Annotated in this window: 15 protein-coding genes; 4 read left to right on the top strand and 11 right to left on the bottom strand. The window is 42.5% G+C overall.

From position 1 onward, the window contains the following. The first annotated feature begins 133 nt into the window (after positions 1–133). Both AM228_RS02185 and AM228_RS02180 read left to right on the top strand, forming a co-directional pair. Positions 134–466, top strand: a complete 333-nt coding sequence (locus tag AM228_RS02185) for a DUF3040 domain-containing protein (RefSeq protein WP_054464454.1) — start codon at positions 134–136, stop codon at positions 464–466. A gap of 120 nt (positions 467–586) precedes the next feature. Further along, positions 587–2,662 carry a dynamin family protein gene (locus AM228_RS02180; protein WP_054464453.1) on the top strand — a complete coding sequence of 692 codons (2,076 nt, stop codon included), beginning with the start codon at positions 587–589 and terminating at the stop codon, positions 2,660–2,662. Positions 2,663–3,278: 616 nt separating this feature from the next. On the opposite strand, the gene AM228_RS31630 is transcribed toward AM228_RS02180, so the two are convergent. The 4 genes from AM228_RS31630 to AM228_RS02165 form a co-directional block, all read right to left on the bottom strand. Beyond that, positions 3,279–3,446 (bottom strand): hypothetical protein, encoded by a 168-nt coding sequence (locus AM228_RS31630; protein WP_156331472.1) that lies wholly within the window; start codon positions 3,444–3,446, stop codon positions 3,279–3,281. A 100-nt stretch (positions 3,447–3,546) separates the two neighbouring features. Next, positions 3,547–6,630: a Calx-beta domain-containing protein gene (locus AM228_RS30650; protein ID WP_054464452.1), complete on the bottom strand. Its 3,084-nt coding sequence runs from the start codon at positions 6,628–6,630 to the stop codon at positions 3,547–3,549. 788 nt (positions 6,631–7,418) lie between these two features. Beyond that, positions 7,419–7,664, bottom strand: a complete 246-nt coding sequence (locus AM228_RS02170) for a hypothetical protein (protein ID WP_231636550.1) — start codon at positions 7,662–7,664, stop codon at positions 7,419–7,421. 64 nt (positions 7,665–7,728) lie between these two features. Then, complete coding sequence (locus tag AM228_RS02165; RefSeq protein WP_054464450.1) at positions 7,729–7,956, bottom strand: type II toxin-antitoxin system Phd/YefM family antitoxin; 228 nt, start codon at positions 7,954–7,956, stop codon at positions 7,729–7,731. A 626-nt stretch (positions 7,957–8,582) separates the two neighbouring features. On the opposite strand from AM228_RS02165, the gene AM228_RS02160 reads away from it, so the two are divergent. Together AM228_RS02160 and AM228_RS02155 are read left to right on the top strand one after the other, a co-directional pair. Beyond that, a complete protein-coding gene (locus tag AM228_RS02160) occupies positions 8,583–10,661 on the top strand; it encodes a dynamin family protein (RefSeq protein ID WP_054464449.1) in 2,079 nt (692 codons plus the stop codon). Between the two features lie 216 nt (positions 10,662–10,877). Continuing rightward, positions 10,878–12,554 carry a dynamin family protein gene (locus tag AM228_RS02155; protein WP_231636548.1) on the top strand — a complete coding sequence of 559 codons (1,677 nt, stop codon included), beginning with the start codon at positions 10,878–10,880 and terminating at the stop codon, positions 12,552–12,554. 168 nt (positions 12,555–12,722) lie between these two features. Here AM228_RS02155 and AM228_RS02150 read toward each other — a convergent pair whose 3' ends face one another. The 7 genes from AM228_RS02150 to AM228_RS02130 all read right to left on the bottom strand — a co-directional run bounded on the left by AM228_RS02150 (position 12,723) and on the right by AM228_RS02130 (position 16,177). After that, a complete protein-coding gene (locus tag AM228_RS02150; protein ID WP_054464448.1) occupies positions 12,723–13,091 on the bottom strand; it encodes a hypothetical protein in 369 nt (122 codons plus the stop codon). Continuing rightward, entirely contained in the window at positions 13,088–13,384 is a 297-nt protein-coding gene (locus AM228_RS02145) for a hypothetical protein (protein ID WP_054464447.1), read from the bottom strand. Before AM228_RS02145 ends, AM228_RS02150 begins: the two co-directional genes overlap by 4 nt. A gap of 234 nt (positions 13,385–13,618) precedes the next feature. Beyond that, the gene (locus AM228_RS02140) at positions 13,619–13,843 is read right to left on the bottom strand and encodes a hypothetical protein (protein ID WP_156331469.1); all 225 of its coding nucleotides are present in this window, start codon (positions 13,841–13,843) and stop codon (positions 13,619–13,621) included. A 2-nt stretch (positions 13,844–13,845) separates the two neighbouring features. Next, on the bottom strand, positions 13,846–14,253 hold the full coding sequence (locus tag AM228_RS02135; RefSeq protein WP_054464445.1) for a hypothetical protein: 408 nt from the start codon (positions 14,251–14,253) through the stop codon (positions 13,846–13,848). Next, positions 14,231–14,380: a hypothetical protein gene (locus AM228_RS31620; protein WP_156331468.1), complete on the bottom strand. Its 150-nt coding sequence runs from the start codon at positions 14,378–14,380 to the stop codon at positions 14,231–14,233. Before AM228_RS31620 ends, AM228_RS02135 begins: the two co-directional genes overlap by 23 nt. 68 nt (positions 14,381–14,448) lie before the next feature. Continuing rightward, a complete protein-coding gene (locus AM228_RS31615) occupies positions 14,449–14,613 on the bottom strand; it encodes a hypothetical protein (RefSeq protein WP_156331467.1) in 165 nt (54 codons plus the stop codon). 343 nt (positions 14,614–14,956) lie between these two features. After that, positions 14,957–16,177 (bottom strand): patatin-like phospholipase family protein, encoded by a 1,221-nt coding sequence (locus tag AM228_RS02130; RefSeq protein WP_072160614.1) that lies wholly within the window; start codon positions 16,175–16,177, stop codon positions 14,957–14,959. Positions 16,178–16,405: the final 228 nt, after the last annotated feature.

Below are 16,405 nucleotides of genomic sequence, written 5' to 3'. Positions count from 1 at the left end.
TGAATTAAATATGGTAATATAATAAAAGATGTGGCTAAACCAATTAAACTTTCGCTTAATCAATAATTGGAATAGAGATGAATTAATTCAATCTGAATGAATTAATTTTTCCAGATAGAAGGGGTGAAATCAAATGAATAATTCTAACAACCCAGAAAAAGACTTAGAGGCAAAACAAAAAGAAATCGAAGAGCGCGAACGGGCGATTCGACTGAGGGAATTAGAGCATGAACTCTACCAAAAAGAACCGCCTCTTTATAAAACTGTGCCAGATACACCGCCAGAAAATAAGCTGAAACGATGGACAAGACAAGCAATTAAAATTGGTAAATTTGTCGGAGTTGTGGTAATCGGAATTGCCTCCATTCAGCTAGGAGCATGGATTGCTGGGTTTATTCTCGTTGGAGGAATTGCTTGGTTTTCCTACAAAATATTCTTTGAATCTGATGATGTGAATGTCAAATAATACAGCACTTCTCAGAGTTATGAATTACAAAAAAACCTGTCATTCCCGCGCAGGCGGGAATCCAGAAAAACTCTGTAATCCCGATAATAACCTCTATAATAGTTAATCGGAATCATTACCATGATGGAAAGTACCAGGTTAATTAATAACTTAGATCGAGTTGCCAGTATCCGCTCGAATGTGGCGGACTCTCTGGTAAAAATGGCTGAAATTTTGTCTAATTCAGAAGAGGTTGCCGAAAATAACTCAGGAAAATTCGGATTAGACGCGGATATTGAAGACCTAAAATTAGCCAGTAAAAATCTAAAATCAGGAGTATTTAGACTGCTGGTTTTGGGGGATATGAAACGGGGTAAAAGTACGTTACTGAATGCGCTGATTGGGGAAAACTTATTACCCAGTGATGTGAATCCTTGTACGGCTTTGCTGACAGTGTTACGTTATGGCCCAGAAAAAAAAGTTACGGTTTATTTTAAGGAAGGCAAACTTCCAGAAACTATCGATTTTAATACTTTCAAGCAAAAATATACTATCGACCCCGATGAAGGGAAAAAGCTGGAAAGAGAAAATCAGGCCGCATTTCCTAATGTTAACTATGCGGTAGTCGAGTATCCTTTACCTCTTTTAGAAAAAGGGGTGGAAATTGTGGATAGTCCCGGTCTAAATGATACGGAAGCCCGCAACGAGTTATCGTTAAATTATGTGCATAATAGTCAAGCTATTTTGTTTGTGTTACGGGCTGCACAACCTTTGACTTTGAATGAACGCCGCTATTTAGATAATTATATCAAAGGTCGCGGGTTAAATGTGTTTTTCCTGATTAATGGTTGGGATGAAATTCGCCTGGGTCTGGTTGATATCGATGATGGGGCAGAATTGGCGGAGGCAGAGGCAAAACTGCGGCAATTTTTCCAAACTAATCTGGCAGAATATTGCCAAATTAATGGGGCTAATGTTTATGATGAACGAGTATTTGAGCTATGTTCTCTTAATGCTTTGCGGCGCAGGTTAAAACACCCAGAAGATAGCCTAGAAGGAACGGGTTTTCCTGGGTTTATGGCGGCTTTAAATACTTTTTTGACTCAAGAAAGAGCGGTGGCAGAACTTCGCCAAGCGCGAACTTTAGCCCGTCAAAGTTATAACCATTGCCATGATGCGATCGCCCGTCGAATTCCTTTGTTAGGGGAAGATTTGCAAGAGTTGAAAAATCGGATTGCGTCGGTGTCCCCAGAGTTTGAAATGTTGACGGATATTCGCGATCGCTTCCAGGAAGAAATTGGGGAAATGCGCGATCGGCAAGCCAAAAAAGTGGCTGATTCTTTTCGCACCTATATTTTAGACTTAGGCAAGACTTTTGAATTGGATTTTGTCCGGTATCAGCCAAATCTCGGTTTTTTAGATTCTCTGCAAAAGGGCAAACGAGAACAGTTTAATGCGGAATTCCAGCAAGCTTTTGAGCGTTATCTGAATGAAAAAATTGCCGAATGGGAACTGACAGCGGAAAAACAAATTGCTGATGCTTTTGCCCAACTGAGCCAAAGTGCTGCCAAATATGGGGCAAATTATACTCAAGTCACTCAACTGATTAACGAGAAATTAACCGGGAAAAAATTTAACCGGGGAATTAACACTGAATTAGAAGAAGATGCGCCATCTTGGGCGAGTTGGGCAATGGGTTTTTTCTCCTTAACTACGGGAAATGTGGCTGGGGTAGTGATGGCTAGTGCTGGATTTGATTGGAAAAATATTCTGGTCAATTATGTAGCGGTAATTGGCATTAGTACCTTTTTATTATTGTTTGCCGGCCCCCTCGCTTCCATTGGTTTAATCGGCATTCCTTTATTAGGTTTAGGAGTGGGGGCTTTACAAGCGGATGAAGCCCGGAAAGAATTTATCAAAGCTACCAAGAAAGAGTTTATTAAATCCCTTCCAGAAATAGCCCAATCTCAATGGCAATCGATTTATGATGTAGTTGAGCAATGTTTTAATGACTACGATCGCGAAGTCAGCAAGCGGCTGAATGCGGATATTAAATCTCGTCAAGGGGAACTTGACAACTTGGTGGCACAAAAGCAATCCCAAGAGATTGATTATGCTCAGGAATTAAGCCGCCTGAAAATGTTGGATGGGGAGGTACTTTCCCAGCTAAAAACTATCGAATCGGCTTACCAAGATTTACTCTCATCTCCTGTTTAGTAGTTTATTAGTTTAAATTTTCTTGGGAATTTCACCACAAAGACACAAAGAGCACAAAGGAATCTTTTCTTCGTGTCCTTTGTGCCTTAGTGGTTCATATTTTAGTAGCATTAATAGCCGTAACGCACCAAAGATTGACATATAATTGGCGGTAAAACTTAAATTTTATCTAAAAATACTTGACAAATTGCCAATAAAATAATAATATATAGTCATTAAGAATAATTCAGGTTTTTGGGGTCGGAAACACATCCAACAAGCCCAAACGATACCTGGGAGTACCTGGCCCGGAGTAGCGAAGAAAGTAAGAGCAAAAAACCCCTTATACTCTCCGGGCCAGGTAAAATCCCTAACTCGTTTCACAACTCACTTCGGGAAGCCCTGTGAGGGGCTTCCTCTTGGGCTTTTAACCGGAGAAACCGGGTTTCTTTTCCGCATATCACAGTTATCTTTGGCATCCACAGAAGAAACCCGGTTTCTGAGTCCTCGCAGATAACCTAGAAACCGGGTTTCTTTTCGGCATATCACAGTTATCCGTTTTCAGCTTTCCAAGAAACCCGGTTTCTGAGTCCTCGCAGATAACCTAGAAACCGGGTTTCTTTTCGGCATATCACAGTTATCTTTGGCATCCACAGAAGAAACCCGGTTTCTGAGTCCTCGCAGATAACCTAGAAACCGGGTTTCTTTTCGGCATATCACAGTTATCTTTGGCATCCACAGAAGAAACCCGGTTTCTGAGTTCCTCGAAAAATGCGATCGCACTGCCAGGATAAGGGCGAAGCATTCGGGTAATTATTTTAACTGTTGAAACCGAGAATTAACTGCCCGAATGCTTCGCCCCTACAACCAAAATCTTGGTGAAGAAACCCGGTTTCTGATGTATTCTACACACCGACAAAAACATCAGCGGTCAAAGTAGCAGGAGCAATACCAGCAACAATCCCTAAATAATTTCCACCGGCTTTCAAGGCAGTGGCGGTAATTGCGGCGGCATTATTCAAACTTAGGCTAATCGTTTCTAAGGTCAAATCAGCAAAAGCTAACCCACCAGCGAGACCAATTTTATCCCCTAGGGTAAAGTCCATAATTACATCAGCCTGTGGCAAACTCAGGGCGGCGAATTCTCCTCCGGCTAGGATAAAAGTATCATTTCCCGCGTCACCTGTGAGAATGTCTTGACCGAGTTCTCCCGCGAGGATATCGTCACCGGCACCTCCGGTTAAAATATCCCGGCGTTGCCCACCATGCAGGGTGTCGTTACCGTCTCCACCATTGAGAATATCGTTATCTTTGTTGCCATAAATTAAATCATTGTCCGCGCCACCATCAATCTGATCTGAACCTTTGCCACCCCATAAAGTGTCATCGCCATTAGAACCGTTGATGGTATCTGTTCCTTGGTTGCCGTTAATCTGATCGGCGGCGGTGGTGCCAGTGAGGTTATCTTGACCGGATAAGCCGAGAATTTGTTGACCGGCTGCTACGGTAGGAAGAGCAGTATCAGGGCCATCGGTGAGGGTGATTAGATTGGTGTCGGGAATGTTGGCATTTGGCGGTAGTCCGGTGGCAAGACCATTGCTAGTGACATTAGGGGTGGGTATGGTGATAGCAACAACTCCGTCTGTGAAGCCTGCGCCGATGATTCCTTGGTCGAATGCGGCGGCGCTGGCAATGATAGAATCTCTGAAGGAGTTATCTATTAGGGCATTGGGGAAAACACCTCCACCCATAGAGACGACTTGATTGGGATCGAGGGTTAAAATATTTTGCAGAATCTCTTGTTGGGTGACGCTATCGGCACCGAGTTCCGTCAGGGTTTGTACCATTTCGGGGGATAAACCGTTGGCGCGAAGCTGATTTTGATAATCAATTACATCGCTAACCGTAAGATTTATGGCCGGAAGTCCAGCAGCTTGATAGGCATTGAAGAAGTCAGCAAACAGTTGAGGTTGAGGGTCTGTTAATGCTCCTAGTGCTAGGGTATATTTTTGCGCGGCTTGTTCTTGTTGTTTTTGCCAAGCCTCATCCCCAGCAGCAACGGCACCATCAGCGCGATCGAGGGATGTTTGTAAGGCTTGGGCAACACCAATCCATTGGGTTTGATTCGCTATCATTGCATTAGCAGCATCGGCGAGTTGTTGGCTGCCCAAATCAGTGGCGGTAAATGGTTGTTGAGATAGAGAAGGGGTAATTGGTTCGGCGATCGTTGTGAAATTGGGATCGGGGGGGTCTTGTGCTAACAATGAATATCTTGCTGCAAGAATTCCAGCTAAACCCGCATAAACTGTAAAAACGGCTGCTGCTGCTGCTCCTAATGCTGTCGCTGCGGCTACCGCAGCCAAGATAGTAAACGTTGCTGCCTCGGCAGTATAATAGGCTGCTGCTTGATTATAAGTTGCTTTTTGTTCTTTTTTGAGTAGATTTTGGTCTGGTCCATCAAGGATAGTACCAGTAGCACCATAATCCGGTGAAGGCAGTTCGGCATTGGTTGCGTCAGAAAGTTTTACATAGAAATTTTCTTGACCCTCTGGCTCTTTGTCGTAATTGCTGTAAATAGATATCTTTTTTTGTGTTTCTCCGGGTTCAAATCTAAGTTCTAGAACTCCCGACGGTGGGGCGTAGTCTTTGTCTTGAGTCGTCGCTGTGCCATCTTCCGTTCTGTAAGCAACAGTTACTACCTGATCGCTCGGCTCTGACAATGTGACTTTAAACTCCAAGGGCGAGGGGTCTCCTTCTCTTCTGATGGCGTTAGTAATCGATATGGTGGGAGTGGTGGGAGTGTCTTTTTGATTGCAAATAAAATCTAGAATTTCCTGACCCGATAGATTTCCTACGGTTTCAATGAAGCCAAAATCTGGGATACATTTCCCCTGACTATCAGAAGTATAAAAGTTCTGAATCGTCATATCATTGAATGGAAATAAATTTGGTGGGTTTGGCTCAAGTACACCATTTTTGTTAGTATCGATTACCAGGTGGCCAGTCCCGATAGTTCCTATACCAATTTGTCCCACTGTTGGTGGAATCAAAGCTAAATTTCCGCTTTCAAATCTGATTGTGTCATTACCGCCAGCGTCCCCTATAATCACACCTGAATCGAGAGGCACAATATAAAGATCGTCACCGAGTCCCCCACCAGCCGAGAGCCCGCCAGATCCTCCGATAATTGTGTCATTGTCAGAAGTTCCTTCAATATTATCATTTCCGGGACCCCCATCAACAGTTATAGAAGCCTTTTGCTCGCGGAAGGTATAATTTTTAAACAAATCATCTCCTTCGCCCAGACTTATATATTCTCCTCCAATTACTCCTTTATAATAATCAATATTATCGTTCCCACCAAGAGCGTAAACAGTATCGCCAGGCCCAGCCTGTATAAGATCACCTTCATTCGTCCCTTGTATGACTTCACGAACCTCTTCCTTCTGCTCCCAGAACCAGATATTTTTCTGCTCAATACTCACCTCTTGCCCATCCAAAACCACCACCGCCGAATCATCTTCAGCTTTCAGGGTCAAGATATCCGACTCATTCAATGGCTGACCCTCAACCCAAGCGGCAAAAAGTTCCCCCTCATCTCCTAGTGCATCTTCATAATTCACCTGTGCATCTATATAATGTCCATATTCCTCTAGGAGAACAGAGCCGATCGCCCCTACATCTCCCGCATTCACCAACTCCCGCGACAGATAAATCTTGCCCGTAGCTTGGGCAAAAGCCCCCCATGCGCCATTAATCTCAGCGGAGTCCCGAACCTCGATCGCCGGAAAAGCGCTAAAATCTCCAGCGACCCAAGATGCTGCCAAAACTCGTGCTTTTTCCCCATCCAGGCGATCGCCAAATATCCCTTGCATTTTGGCATCATAATCCCCTTCGGTGGCAAAACTTTTCAGGGAATTCTCAACATCTTGCAGCGCATCTGACACTTGAACATTCAACAATTCAGCATCACTTGTCAGCGATTTCATAATCTCAATTCCTCACCAAGCTACTGATTGACAAACATAAAAAGCTGGAGGTATTCAGAAACCGGGTTTTTTGGCAAAGCAAATTTACCGAAGTAATATCCCTGGAAAAACTCGGTTCTTTAGCCACCTTCCCCAGTCCCGCGAAACTCACATTCGTCACAGACTTGGCGATTTAACTATTTAGTTTATGGAAAATAACTAGCTGTCGATACTCACAACCGTACAGCGTTTTGGATCTTAGGCTTTACGCTGTTTGAAGAGCGATCGCCATAACCGAATAATCATTTATCTGGCTTGACAAGTATATTAACCCACTTACGCAAAAATGAAAAGCCGAAAAAGTTAAAAAAAGCTAAAATTTTTAGGGGCGAACCATGACAATCGATCGATCCCCAGGAAAGAAACCGGGTTTCTATGAAAGTTTTGGTTGAGTCACAGAGATGATCTCAAGAAACCCGGTTTCTCAACCTAAGCGCGATCGCCTGTTTGCCCCCAGGAAAGAAACCGGGTCAGAAACCGGGTTTCTTAAAGAAACCCGGTTTCTTGGTTGAGTGACAGAGATGATCTAAAGAAACCCGGTTTCTGAACCTAAGCGCGATCGCCTGTTTGTCCCCAGGAAAGAAACCGGGTTTCTATGACAATGTTGGTTGCGTCACAGAGATTATCTAAAGAAACCCGGTTTCTCAACATAAGCGCGATCGCCCGTTTGTCCCCAGGAAAGAAACCGGGTTTCTATGAAAGTTTTGGTTGAGTCACAGAGATGATCTAAAGAAACCCGGTTTCTCAACCTAAGCGCGATCGCCTGTTTGCCCCCAAGAAAGAAACCGGGTTTCTATGAAAGTTTTGGTTGAGTCACAGAGATGATCTAAAGAAACCCGGTTTCTCAACTCAACATAAGCGCGATCGCCTGTTTGCCCCCAGGAAAGAAACCGGGTTTCTATGAAAGTTTTGGTTGAGTCACAGAGATGATCTAAAGAAACCCGGTTTCTCAACCTAAGCGCGATCGCCAACAAGAAACCGGGTTTCTGGGACAATTTTGGCAATTAACCCGAAATTTTAGAAAAGAAACCCGGTTTCTAATCTCGAAAATAAAGCGCATTACATATATTCCTGAAAATCATCGAGAGGTTCATCAAAATCATCGGCGATGAAAATGCGATCGCGATCGCTGCCAAACAAAGGTGGACGCTGAGAGTTTACAGAAATAGCAGAAATTTTAATCTTTTGCTGATTCTGATTCGTAATAATAATCTCTTCACCGGAAAAAGCCATATCCAAAAGATCAGATATTTGCGGTAATGCTTGGTTAATATCAATACTTTTCATGGTGATATCGATGGATATAAACAACCGAATCCAAACCGTCTAGATACATTATAGCATTGAAACCTTAACCGCCAGAAATCGGGATTAGTAAACAATACTTGTCAGAACCAGTCAGCAATACTTGTCAGAACCAGTCAGCAATACTTGTCAGAACCAGTCAGCAATACTTGTCATTCCCGCGAAGGCGGGAATCTATTTTTTCAGGTTAGCGTCGCATTCTCTCGGTTTTCTTATCGTTGAAGATCATGCCAAAAATTAATGGTGCGTTACGGTGGACAAATAAATTAACGAATATTTCCCCAGATTTTTCCCACCTAACGCACCCTACTGGGTTGACCTAAACATAAGCGCGATCGCCTGTTTGCCCCTAGGAAAGAAACCGGGTTTCTATGAAAGTTTTGGTTGAGTTACAGAGATGATCTCAAGAAACCCGGTTCTCTCACCATGCGCGATCGCCTGTTTGCCCCCAGGAAAGAAACCGGGTTTCTATGAGAGTGTTGGTTGAGTGACAGAGATGATCTAAAGAAACCCGGTTTCTGAACCCCGGCGATCTCAGCTAATTTTATGCTAGATTGGATTTCAGACCTCAAATGTGCTGTGTTGGTGATGTTTAGAACACAATTCCTATGAGTTATCAAATTGAAAGCAACAAGTTTATCAATGATTTGGATAAGGTGGCTAAAGTCCGTGGGGCGATCGCTGATTCTTTGGCAGAAATAGCCGCTACTTTAACCCGTTCAGAAACCGAAAGTGATACAAAATCCGGGCGTTTAGGGTTGGAACGAGAAATCGGTGATTTGACCAAAGCCAGTAAAAACTTAAGTCAAGGGGTTTTTAGACTGCTGGTGTTAGGGGATATGAAACGGGGAAAAAGTACATTTTTAAATGCCCTAATTGGGGAAAATTTACTGCCCAGTGATGTGAATCCTTGCACGGCGTTATTAACCGTATTGCGTTATGGATCTGAAAAAAAAGTCACCGTTTATTTTAATGATAACACAGCCCCAGAAACTATCGATTTTAAAAGCTTTAAACAGCGCTATACCATCGATCCAGCGGAGGCAAAACGATTAGAAGCTGAGAAAAAGCAAGCTTTTCCTAATGTAGATTATGCGGTAGTAGAATATCCCTTACCGTTGCTACAAAAAGGGGTGGAAATTGTGGATAGTCCGGGGCTGAATGATACGGAAGCGCGTAACGAACTTTCCCTGGGTTATATTAATAATTGCCATGCGATTTTATTTGTTTTGCGAGCGTCACAACCTTGCACTTTGGGCGAACGCCGCTATTTAGAAAACTATATTAAAGACCGAGGGTTAACGGTCTTCTTTTTAATCAATGCTTGGGACCAAGTGAAAGAAAGTTTGATTGACCCAGATGATGCGGAAGAATTGGCGGCAGCAGAGGATAGACTCCGGCGGGTTTTTCACGCAAATTTGGCGGAATATTGTCAGCTAGAAGGACAAAGTATTTATGATGAGCGGGTGTTTGAACTGTCTTCAATTCAGGCACTTCGACGCCGGATTAAAAATCCTGATGCCTCGTTGGAAGGAACAGGATTTTCCCCGTTTTTGGGGGCGCTGAATACTTTTTTAACTAAAGAACGAGCGATCGCAGAATTTCGTCAAGCCCGCACTTTAGCCCGACAAACCAATAGTTATGTCCGGGAAGCCATCCAGCGGCGGATTCCTTTGTTAAATGAAAATGTCCAGGCATTAAAAGAGAAAATTAGCTCCGTAGAACCGGAGTTTGAGCAACTAAATCAGATTCGCGATCGCTTCCAAAATGAGATTAGAACCATGCGCGATCAAAAAGCCAGCAGTATTGCTAATTCTTTCCGGGATTATATTCTCGGATTGGGGGATACGTTTGAAACGGATTTTCTCCGCTATCAGCCAGATTTACGGTTTCTGGATTTCTTGAGTGCGGGGAAACGTTCAGCCTTTGAACAACAGTTAGCCAAAGCTTTTGAGCAATATGTCACCGATAAATTAGCCGCTTGGACTCGTAGCGTAGAAAAAGAGATGGACGCGGCTTTTTTACAGTTATCCATGAGTGCGTCTAAGTATGGGGCAGATTATACTAATGTCACCGATAAAATCTCTGAAAAACTAACCGGACAAAAAGTGAAAGCGGCGATCGGTTCTACCACCGAAGATAAATCTCCTGCTTGGGCAAAATGGGCGATGGGTTTGTTTTCTTTAGCGCGGGGAAATTTGGCAGGAGTGGCAATGGCTGGGGCTGGTTTTGACTGGCAAAATATCTTATTAAATTTAATTACGGTGGCGGGAATTGGGGCTTTAATTACTGCGGCAACGGGGATGGTTCTCGGCCCTGTGGGTTTGGGAATGTTGGCTTTGGGTGTGGGAGTTTTCCAAGCAGATCAAGCCCGGAAAGAATTAGTCAAAGCGACGAAAAAAGAGTTAGTCAAATATCTCCCAGAAGTGGCGCAACAGCAATGGCAGCCGGTTTATAATGCGATTAAAGAATGTTTTGAAACTTACGATCGCGAAGTGAGTGAACGAGTGAATGATGATATTCAATCTCGTAAAGCTGAGTTAGATAATTTGCTGAAACAAAAAGAAGCTTATGAAATTAATCGCGAGGCGGAATTAGCCCGGTTGAAAACCTTGGAGGCTACCGTAGCTTCAGAGTCACAGGATATTGAGACAGTTTATCAGGAGTTTTTGGTAGCGGTTTCTTGATATTTGAATAGACTATTTGGTGCGTTACGGCGGATCGTAATATAGGGTAATAAATATCAAGCCTTTTGACCGCCTAACGCACCCTACGAAAGGTTTGTAATCGGTGCGTTACGGCGGATCGTAATATAGGTTAATCAATATGAAACCTTTTGACCGCCTAACGCACCCTAAGAAAAAATTATATTTTTGATAATTTGGATATTGAATTGAATAATTATGATCAAACAGCAGCAAATTAATCAGGATTTTATTCATACCCTGCAATCGGCCATTGGTCTATTAGATAAGCAGCAATATGCCCAACTGCGAAAAGATGCGATCGCCCTTGGTGAGTTTCTGGAAAATCCCGCTTTTAGAATTGCGGTGTTTGGGCCATTTAATTATGGCAAATCTACCCTACTGAATGCGTTACTGGGAGAAAAGACTCTGCCCATTGATTTAATTCCCACCACTGGGGCGGCGATTCTGGTAAAATACGGTCAAGAGTTATCCACTAAAATTACTTTAACTAATGGCCAAGAAATTCGCGAACCGGGGACTAAAATTCTCCAGGATTATGCCATTCTTTCTGATGCCAGAAGAATGCGCGATGATGTGGCATCCGTAGAAGTCTATTGTCCCCATCCGTTCTTGAAAACTGGGGTAGAATTTCTGGATTTACCAGGCACTAATGACCAGGAAGCCCAAGATAATTTAGTGCGCGATCGCCTCTTAGGGGCAGATTTAATTATTCAGCTTTTAGATTGTCGGAAACTGATGACCTTGGGAGAACGAGAAAATCTCCGAGATTGGCTATTAGATCGGGGGATTAACACGGTAGTATTTGTGGTTAATTTTCTCAATTTACTAGAACCCGAAGAGCAAAAAGAAGTATCTAACCGGATGCGGTTTGTGGCAGAAAGTTTTCGGGCAGATTTGCCGGATGGAGTGAGTAATTTATATCGGGTTGATGCCTTGCCCGCATTGCGTGCTAAACTCAAAGGTGATGTGGCTGCGGCGCAAACCAGTGGCTTATCTATGTTTGAATCAGCCCTACAAATGATTGTTACTGCCCAACAAGAAAAAAACACTGTACCCTTATCTAGAATAGAGGCGATCGCGCAGCAAATTTGCCAAGTATTAGAAGCAAAAAAATCCCAGGCATTACAATCATTAGCAACTGCCCAAGAAAAACAACAGCAAAAAATTGCCATTCAACAAAAAGCCGAAAAACTGATTAAACAAGGAATCGACTCTGCCTTATCGGATTTTCAAAGTTGGCTATATTTACCCAAATTATTAGACCGCTATCAAAACGACCTAGCCAAAGCTTTAGAAACCACTAAATTTGACACTTGGCGAACCGAACAATTTCAAGCAGAAATTGGCAAATATCAAACCGGAATTATGGAATGGGTGAAGAAAGCCAGTGAATTTTTTCCCATCAATCATCCGGGGGAAATTGACATTTCTTTTCCCGAACCGCCCCAGGTTTTATTACCTGCCCCTCCTGATTCTATCAAACCATCAGGACAAAAATCTCGGAGTAGTTTACCAACAGCGATCGCCACTGGATTAGGTTGGTTATTGGGCGGCCCAGTGGGGGCAGCGGTTGCCGGTGGTGCTACCTATATTTTAACTAAATCACCGTCAAATTCCCCAAAATCAAACCTATCTAATGAAGCTTATCAAGCTCAACTAATTCAAGCTTACAACCATGCCGCCCAAGACTATTTAACTCGATTTAGCGAGCAAGCATTCGCTACTTTAAAAGACTATGAAATCAAAGTAGGACAGATGATTGTCATCCAAAATCCTGAACCATCAAAAGAGATGATGATGGCTCAGTATGAAATAGAATTTTTAGCTAATTTATTGGCTAGGTTTCAGCAAAATTTGGCTAATTTAAAATAGTTTAACCCAGAAAATTGTCAACTCATTCGATCGCCCAGTTATTAGACCTCTTGCTTGCATAACAGATCGAACCTCCCAACCGATGGCGGATTTTCGGGGGGCTTTGAACGAATTTTGCCTTCTTGTCTATTATAGTCATTTCAATTGTCTCAAGCACAATTGAAATGACTATAAATTTTTATTGAGAATTTTCTGAATCGACTTGAGGATTTCTCCCAACAGCCGATATTTTTCTTCGGCTACCAAATCAAACTTATGCTGATAATTCATTGGGGCAGAGTTAGCCCATTTCGCGATTTCTTCTTGATGGGCGTTCACTCGGTCTAAAATTTCATTAGCTGTAGCGGTTAATTCCCCATCAAAATTGGCTAATTGCACCAAAGAATCATAAAAATGAAAAACCCCAATACAACTAGAACCAATTAATGCCCCCAAATATTGATTCACGGTTGCTAAGTGCTGGGCAACGGTTGGCATATCTTCAAAGAGATAACAGAGAAACATCTGGCAAAGGAATAAAAAAGCCAGTCCGGTCAAATCACTTTTTTCTTCATGCCAACCATTGCCGTGGTATCATAAACTCGGCCAACCAGAATTTGCGGATTTTCGGCTTCTCCGAGTAAATTCAGCAGAGTTTGCCAGTGAATTTTGTGGTGAGTTTGGGCAACATTTTGGTTGATTTTTGCTAAAGCTTGGTTATGATTGGCTATTTCTTGGGATAAATCTTTCAGATTTTTGCCTAACCATAGAGAATGATAGGCATAATTGGAGAGAGAATAGCCGGAAAATTCTAAATCTCCTTCTTCTAATCCATCTTGATAGCTTTGCATTAATAGGGGCAAGGTGGCGTGTAAAGGTTCTTGCCAATGTTGAATAAATGTGGCAAAAATTTCTCGGAAGCCTGATAACCCTTGGCTTGACCCCGTTCTAGTAAAGACAGGGCTACTTGACCATAAGCATATCCTGATTCAATGTCGCCTAAAACTCCATAAATAATTAAGCCATGAAGACTATAACCAAACGCCGAATCTGGGGCATTTCCATATTGAATAGATTTGACTATTTTAAAGGCAATTAACGGGAGTAAATGCGGAAAAAATGCTGGCCAAAATTCGCATTTTCGCAGCCATGTTGCGATCGCTGATTAAAGGCAGATTGACCAAATTTTCAATGGGGCAACCTTGTAAATTTTGATTAACTGCTTTGGGTTCTTGAGTAAAGTCTGCGGTGGTCGGTTGTTCCGGCAGTGAAATCCCTAACTTTTGCAACACTGATAAAGCTGTTTTCACCGCTAAAAGTTGTTTTTTTTGCACAATATGGGCAACAATGAGAGTTTCATAAACGGGAATTTGATCCAGTTTTTGCCGTGGCGTAACATTAACCGAGCCAAGATTTCTATATCGGCAAAATCTCCATTGAGATAAGCTACCTCCGTGGCTAAGGTATAAATATTTTTGGTTAAAATATACTCAAAATCCCATGATTGCCTAGTAATTGCATTCCCACCCCTAAATAGATTGCCGCTGCTTGATAAGCCGTGGCATTTTTGGCTTTTTCTCCGGCAGTTGAGTTTGGCTAGGTGAATTTTTTGCTGCGGTTCTGTAATTAAATGTTGGCCGTAATTTAACTGTTTGACCTGTTCAAAAATTCGTTTTTGTGGATCTGATTCGGCCAGTTTATCGAGGTAATTGTTGGCCAATTTTTAGATGGGTGCTTTGTTTCAAATTTTCGGGAATTAGGGAATAAGCCGCTTGCTGAATGCGATCGTGCAAAAAGCAATATTTTACGGCCATGTAGTGGCCCGCGCATTCCAGCAATTGATTCATCGGTGCTAATGAAAGATTGACTCTCGTAATGCTTCACCCCTACATAGCGATCGCCTGCTTGGAACAACTTATTGATTGCGGAAAGGAACCAACTCATTAAAGTTGGGGTGGGAGTTTCGCAACACTTTGATAATAACAGCTTGGAGAGTCTGGACTTGAATCGCTCGATAGACTAGGGTACGGTTTCCACTGTAGAGAAGTTTTGTCTCCTGATAGCCAGATAAGTTCAGCATGATTATCTCCATCAATCAGATTTAATTAACGATAAAAAACTAAAACACAGTTTTTATGGTTGATATCTCAATTATGCCAAGATATTCCGAGAATTATAGTAAACTTTTATTTAGATACTCTTGATTCTTTACCTAGCTCGGTAAATATAACTGTAAGCTGTAATTTTTGCCGTAAAAAATTTACCGAAAATTTTCATAAAATATTGACGGCAATTCAATTCTATCAAATTGATCGGAATAGTTACTTATCCTTGAGTGGCCAAGAATGAGAAAGCCCGATCGCCTTGACTCATTCCTGGTTGTTATTCTTTTTGATTTTTTTAGCTTTTTTTAATCATTGTTATCAGGTTTGGGTGCCAGAAAACTCCCCCAAATCCGGCTCGAACTGGGCAAAAAACTGCTTTAAAATTTTCTGATTTTCTGGCAGATTGATATAAACATCTGCCGCTTCAATTAAATTGTTAATATTTTCCTCACTGGCGTCATCCATATCATCGCTTAATCTTTTAGCGGTTAATTGTCGATCTAAGGGAAATTGTAGGCGAATATAACGAGAATTATCCCCAATAATTTGCTCTGTAATATAATCGTAAATATCCGAGGGAGCATCGGTCATTACCTTGATCACTAAACCACCTTTAATCCATTGAAATGCTCCCCATTTTCTCGCCGCTTCCCAAGGAATTTTTCGGGTCGGATCCCCTGTGCCAATAGACAGAACGTGCAAATTATTGAGGCTATAACCGAGTCGAATTCCGGCAGCCACTCCGCAAGCGGTGGGATTATTAGCCGCTAAACCGCCATCGATCGCACAGTATTGTTTGTATAATTGATAAGTCGAAGTGCGATCGGGAATTTCTTGCCAAGGTTCATTAACAATTGCCTCTCGTTTTTCCCCGTTATATTGCTTAATCATCCGTCGCTGATTCTTGCCTTTGCCGTTGGTAATCGTCATCTCCATATTTCGGTAATCATTATGATCGGTTGCGGCCATTTGATCGAGAATAATTGTGGTTTCTGTGGCGCTGACCACTGTCCCATGATATTCTCGCTCTAATTTATGAGCCGGGAAAAAAGTGGGGGCTGAAGCCGAACAAATGCAAGCCTCCCACAATGGTGTTTGAGCAAATTTAGAGTCCCAACTTTTAAATATAATCGGTTCTCGTTCCAAGGTGTCATAACTGGTAATCAACAACTTGCATTTACTTACATCTGCGAGTTTTTTGTCTCCGAAGAGATCTTGGAGGACAGTTTTCAAGCCGCGATTAGAAAATTTCGGCCCTAAAAATCCATATTCCAGCATCACGGGTAGTCGCTTGACATCTAAACCATCCGTATAAGGAAAGACGATTTTGCCTTTTTGTCGGTAGAAATCAACAATATTTTCCGCCGGAATTTCCATAGCAATGGCGGCAGCTAACATTGACCCGGTAGAAGTGCCGCTGATTAAATCAAAATATTGGTTCAGTGGTTTCCCTAAGCGTTTTTCTAGGCTCAACAGCATTTGGGCGGCTAAAACCCCCCGAATTCCCCCACCATCTAAACTTAAAATTCTAAGTGACACTTTGATTGCCCTCCTGGTTTACTGTTGCATGAAGTGTTAGATTTTTGATTGCACTTAGTTTAGTTGTACTGCGATTTTGCCATCAAAATCATCAATCAGGCTAAATTCAGGCAGGCTAAATTCAGGCAGGCTAAATTTAGGGAATAGGGGGTGCGATCGCCCAAGTAACGGGCGATTACTTGCCAGGACTGGGCGATCGGCTCTATCTGGAGGGCGATCGGGTCTGGG

This window comes from Planktothricoides sp. SR001, from assembly GCF_001276715.1.
Classification (GTDB): Bacteria; Cyanobacteriota; Cyanobacteriia; order Cyanobacteriales; family Laspinemataceae; genus Planktothricoides; species Planktothricoides raciborskii.
The sequence above is the reverse complement of the archived record's forward strand: the minus strand, read 5'-3'. Positions and strand labels throughout refer to the sequence as shown.

What these genes read in the sequence shown, in the direction of transcription:
- AM228_RS02160 (WP_054464449.1), top strand. Translation starts at nt 8,583, where the DNA reads ATGAGTTATCAAATTGAAAGCAACAAGTTTATCAATGATTTGGATAAG.
- AM228_RS31620 (WP_156331468.1), bottom strand. Translation starts at nt 14,380, where the DNA reads ATGAATCAATTGCTGGAATGCGCGGGCCACTACATGGCCGTAAAATAT.
- AM228_RS02185 (WP_054464454.1), top strand. Translation starts at nt 134, where the DNA reads ATGAATAATTCTAACAACCCAGAAAAAGACTTAGAGGCAAAACAAAAA.
- AM228_RS31630 (WP_156331472.1), bottom strand. Translation starts at nt 3,446, where the DNA reads ATGCTTCGCCCTTATCCTGGCAGTGCGATCGCATTTTTCGAGGAACTC.
- AM228_RS02155 (WP_231636548.1), top strand. Translation starts at nt 10,878, where the DNA reads ATGATCAAACAGCAGCAAATTAATCAGGATTTTATTCATACCCTGCAA.
- AM228_RS30650 (WP_054464452.1), bottom strand. Translation starts at nt 6,630, where the DNA reads ATGAAATCGCTGACAAGTGATGCTGAATTGTTGAATGTTCAAGTGTCA.
- AM228_RS02180 (WP_054464453.1), top strand. Translation starts at nt 587, where the DNA reads ATGATGGAAAGTACCAGGTTAATTAATAACTTAGATCGAGTTGCCAGT.
- AM228_RS02165 (WP_054464450.1), bottom strand. Translation starts at nt 7,956, where the DNA reads ATGAAAAGTATTGATATTAACCAAGCATTACCGCAAATATCTGATCTT.
- AM228_RS31615 (WP_156331467.1), bottom strand. Translation starts at nt 14,613, where the DNA reads ATGCTGAACTTATCTGGCTATCAGGAGACAAAACTTCTCTACAGTGGA.
- AM228_RS02145 (WP_054464447.1), bottom strand. Translation starts at nt 13,384, where the DNA reads ATGCAAAGCTATCAAGATGGATTAGAAGAAGGAGATTTAGAATTTTCC.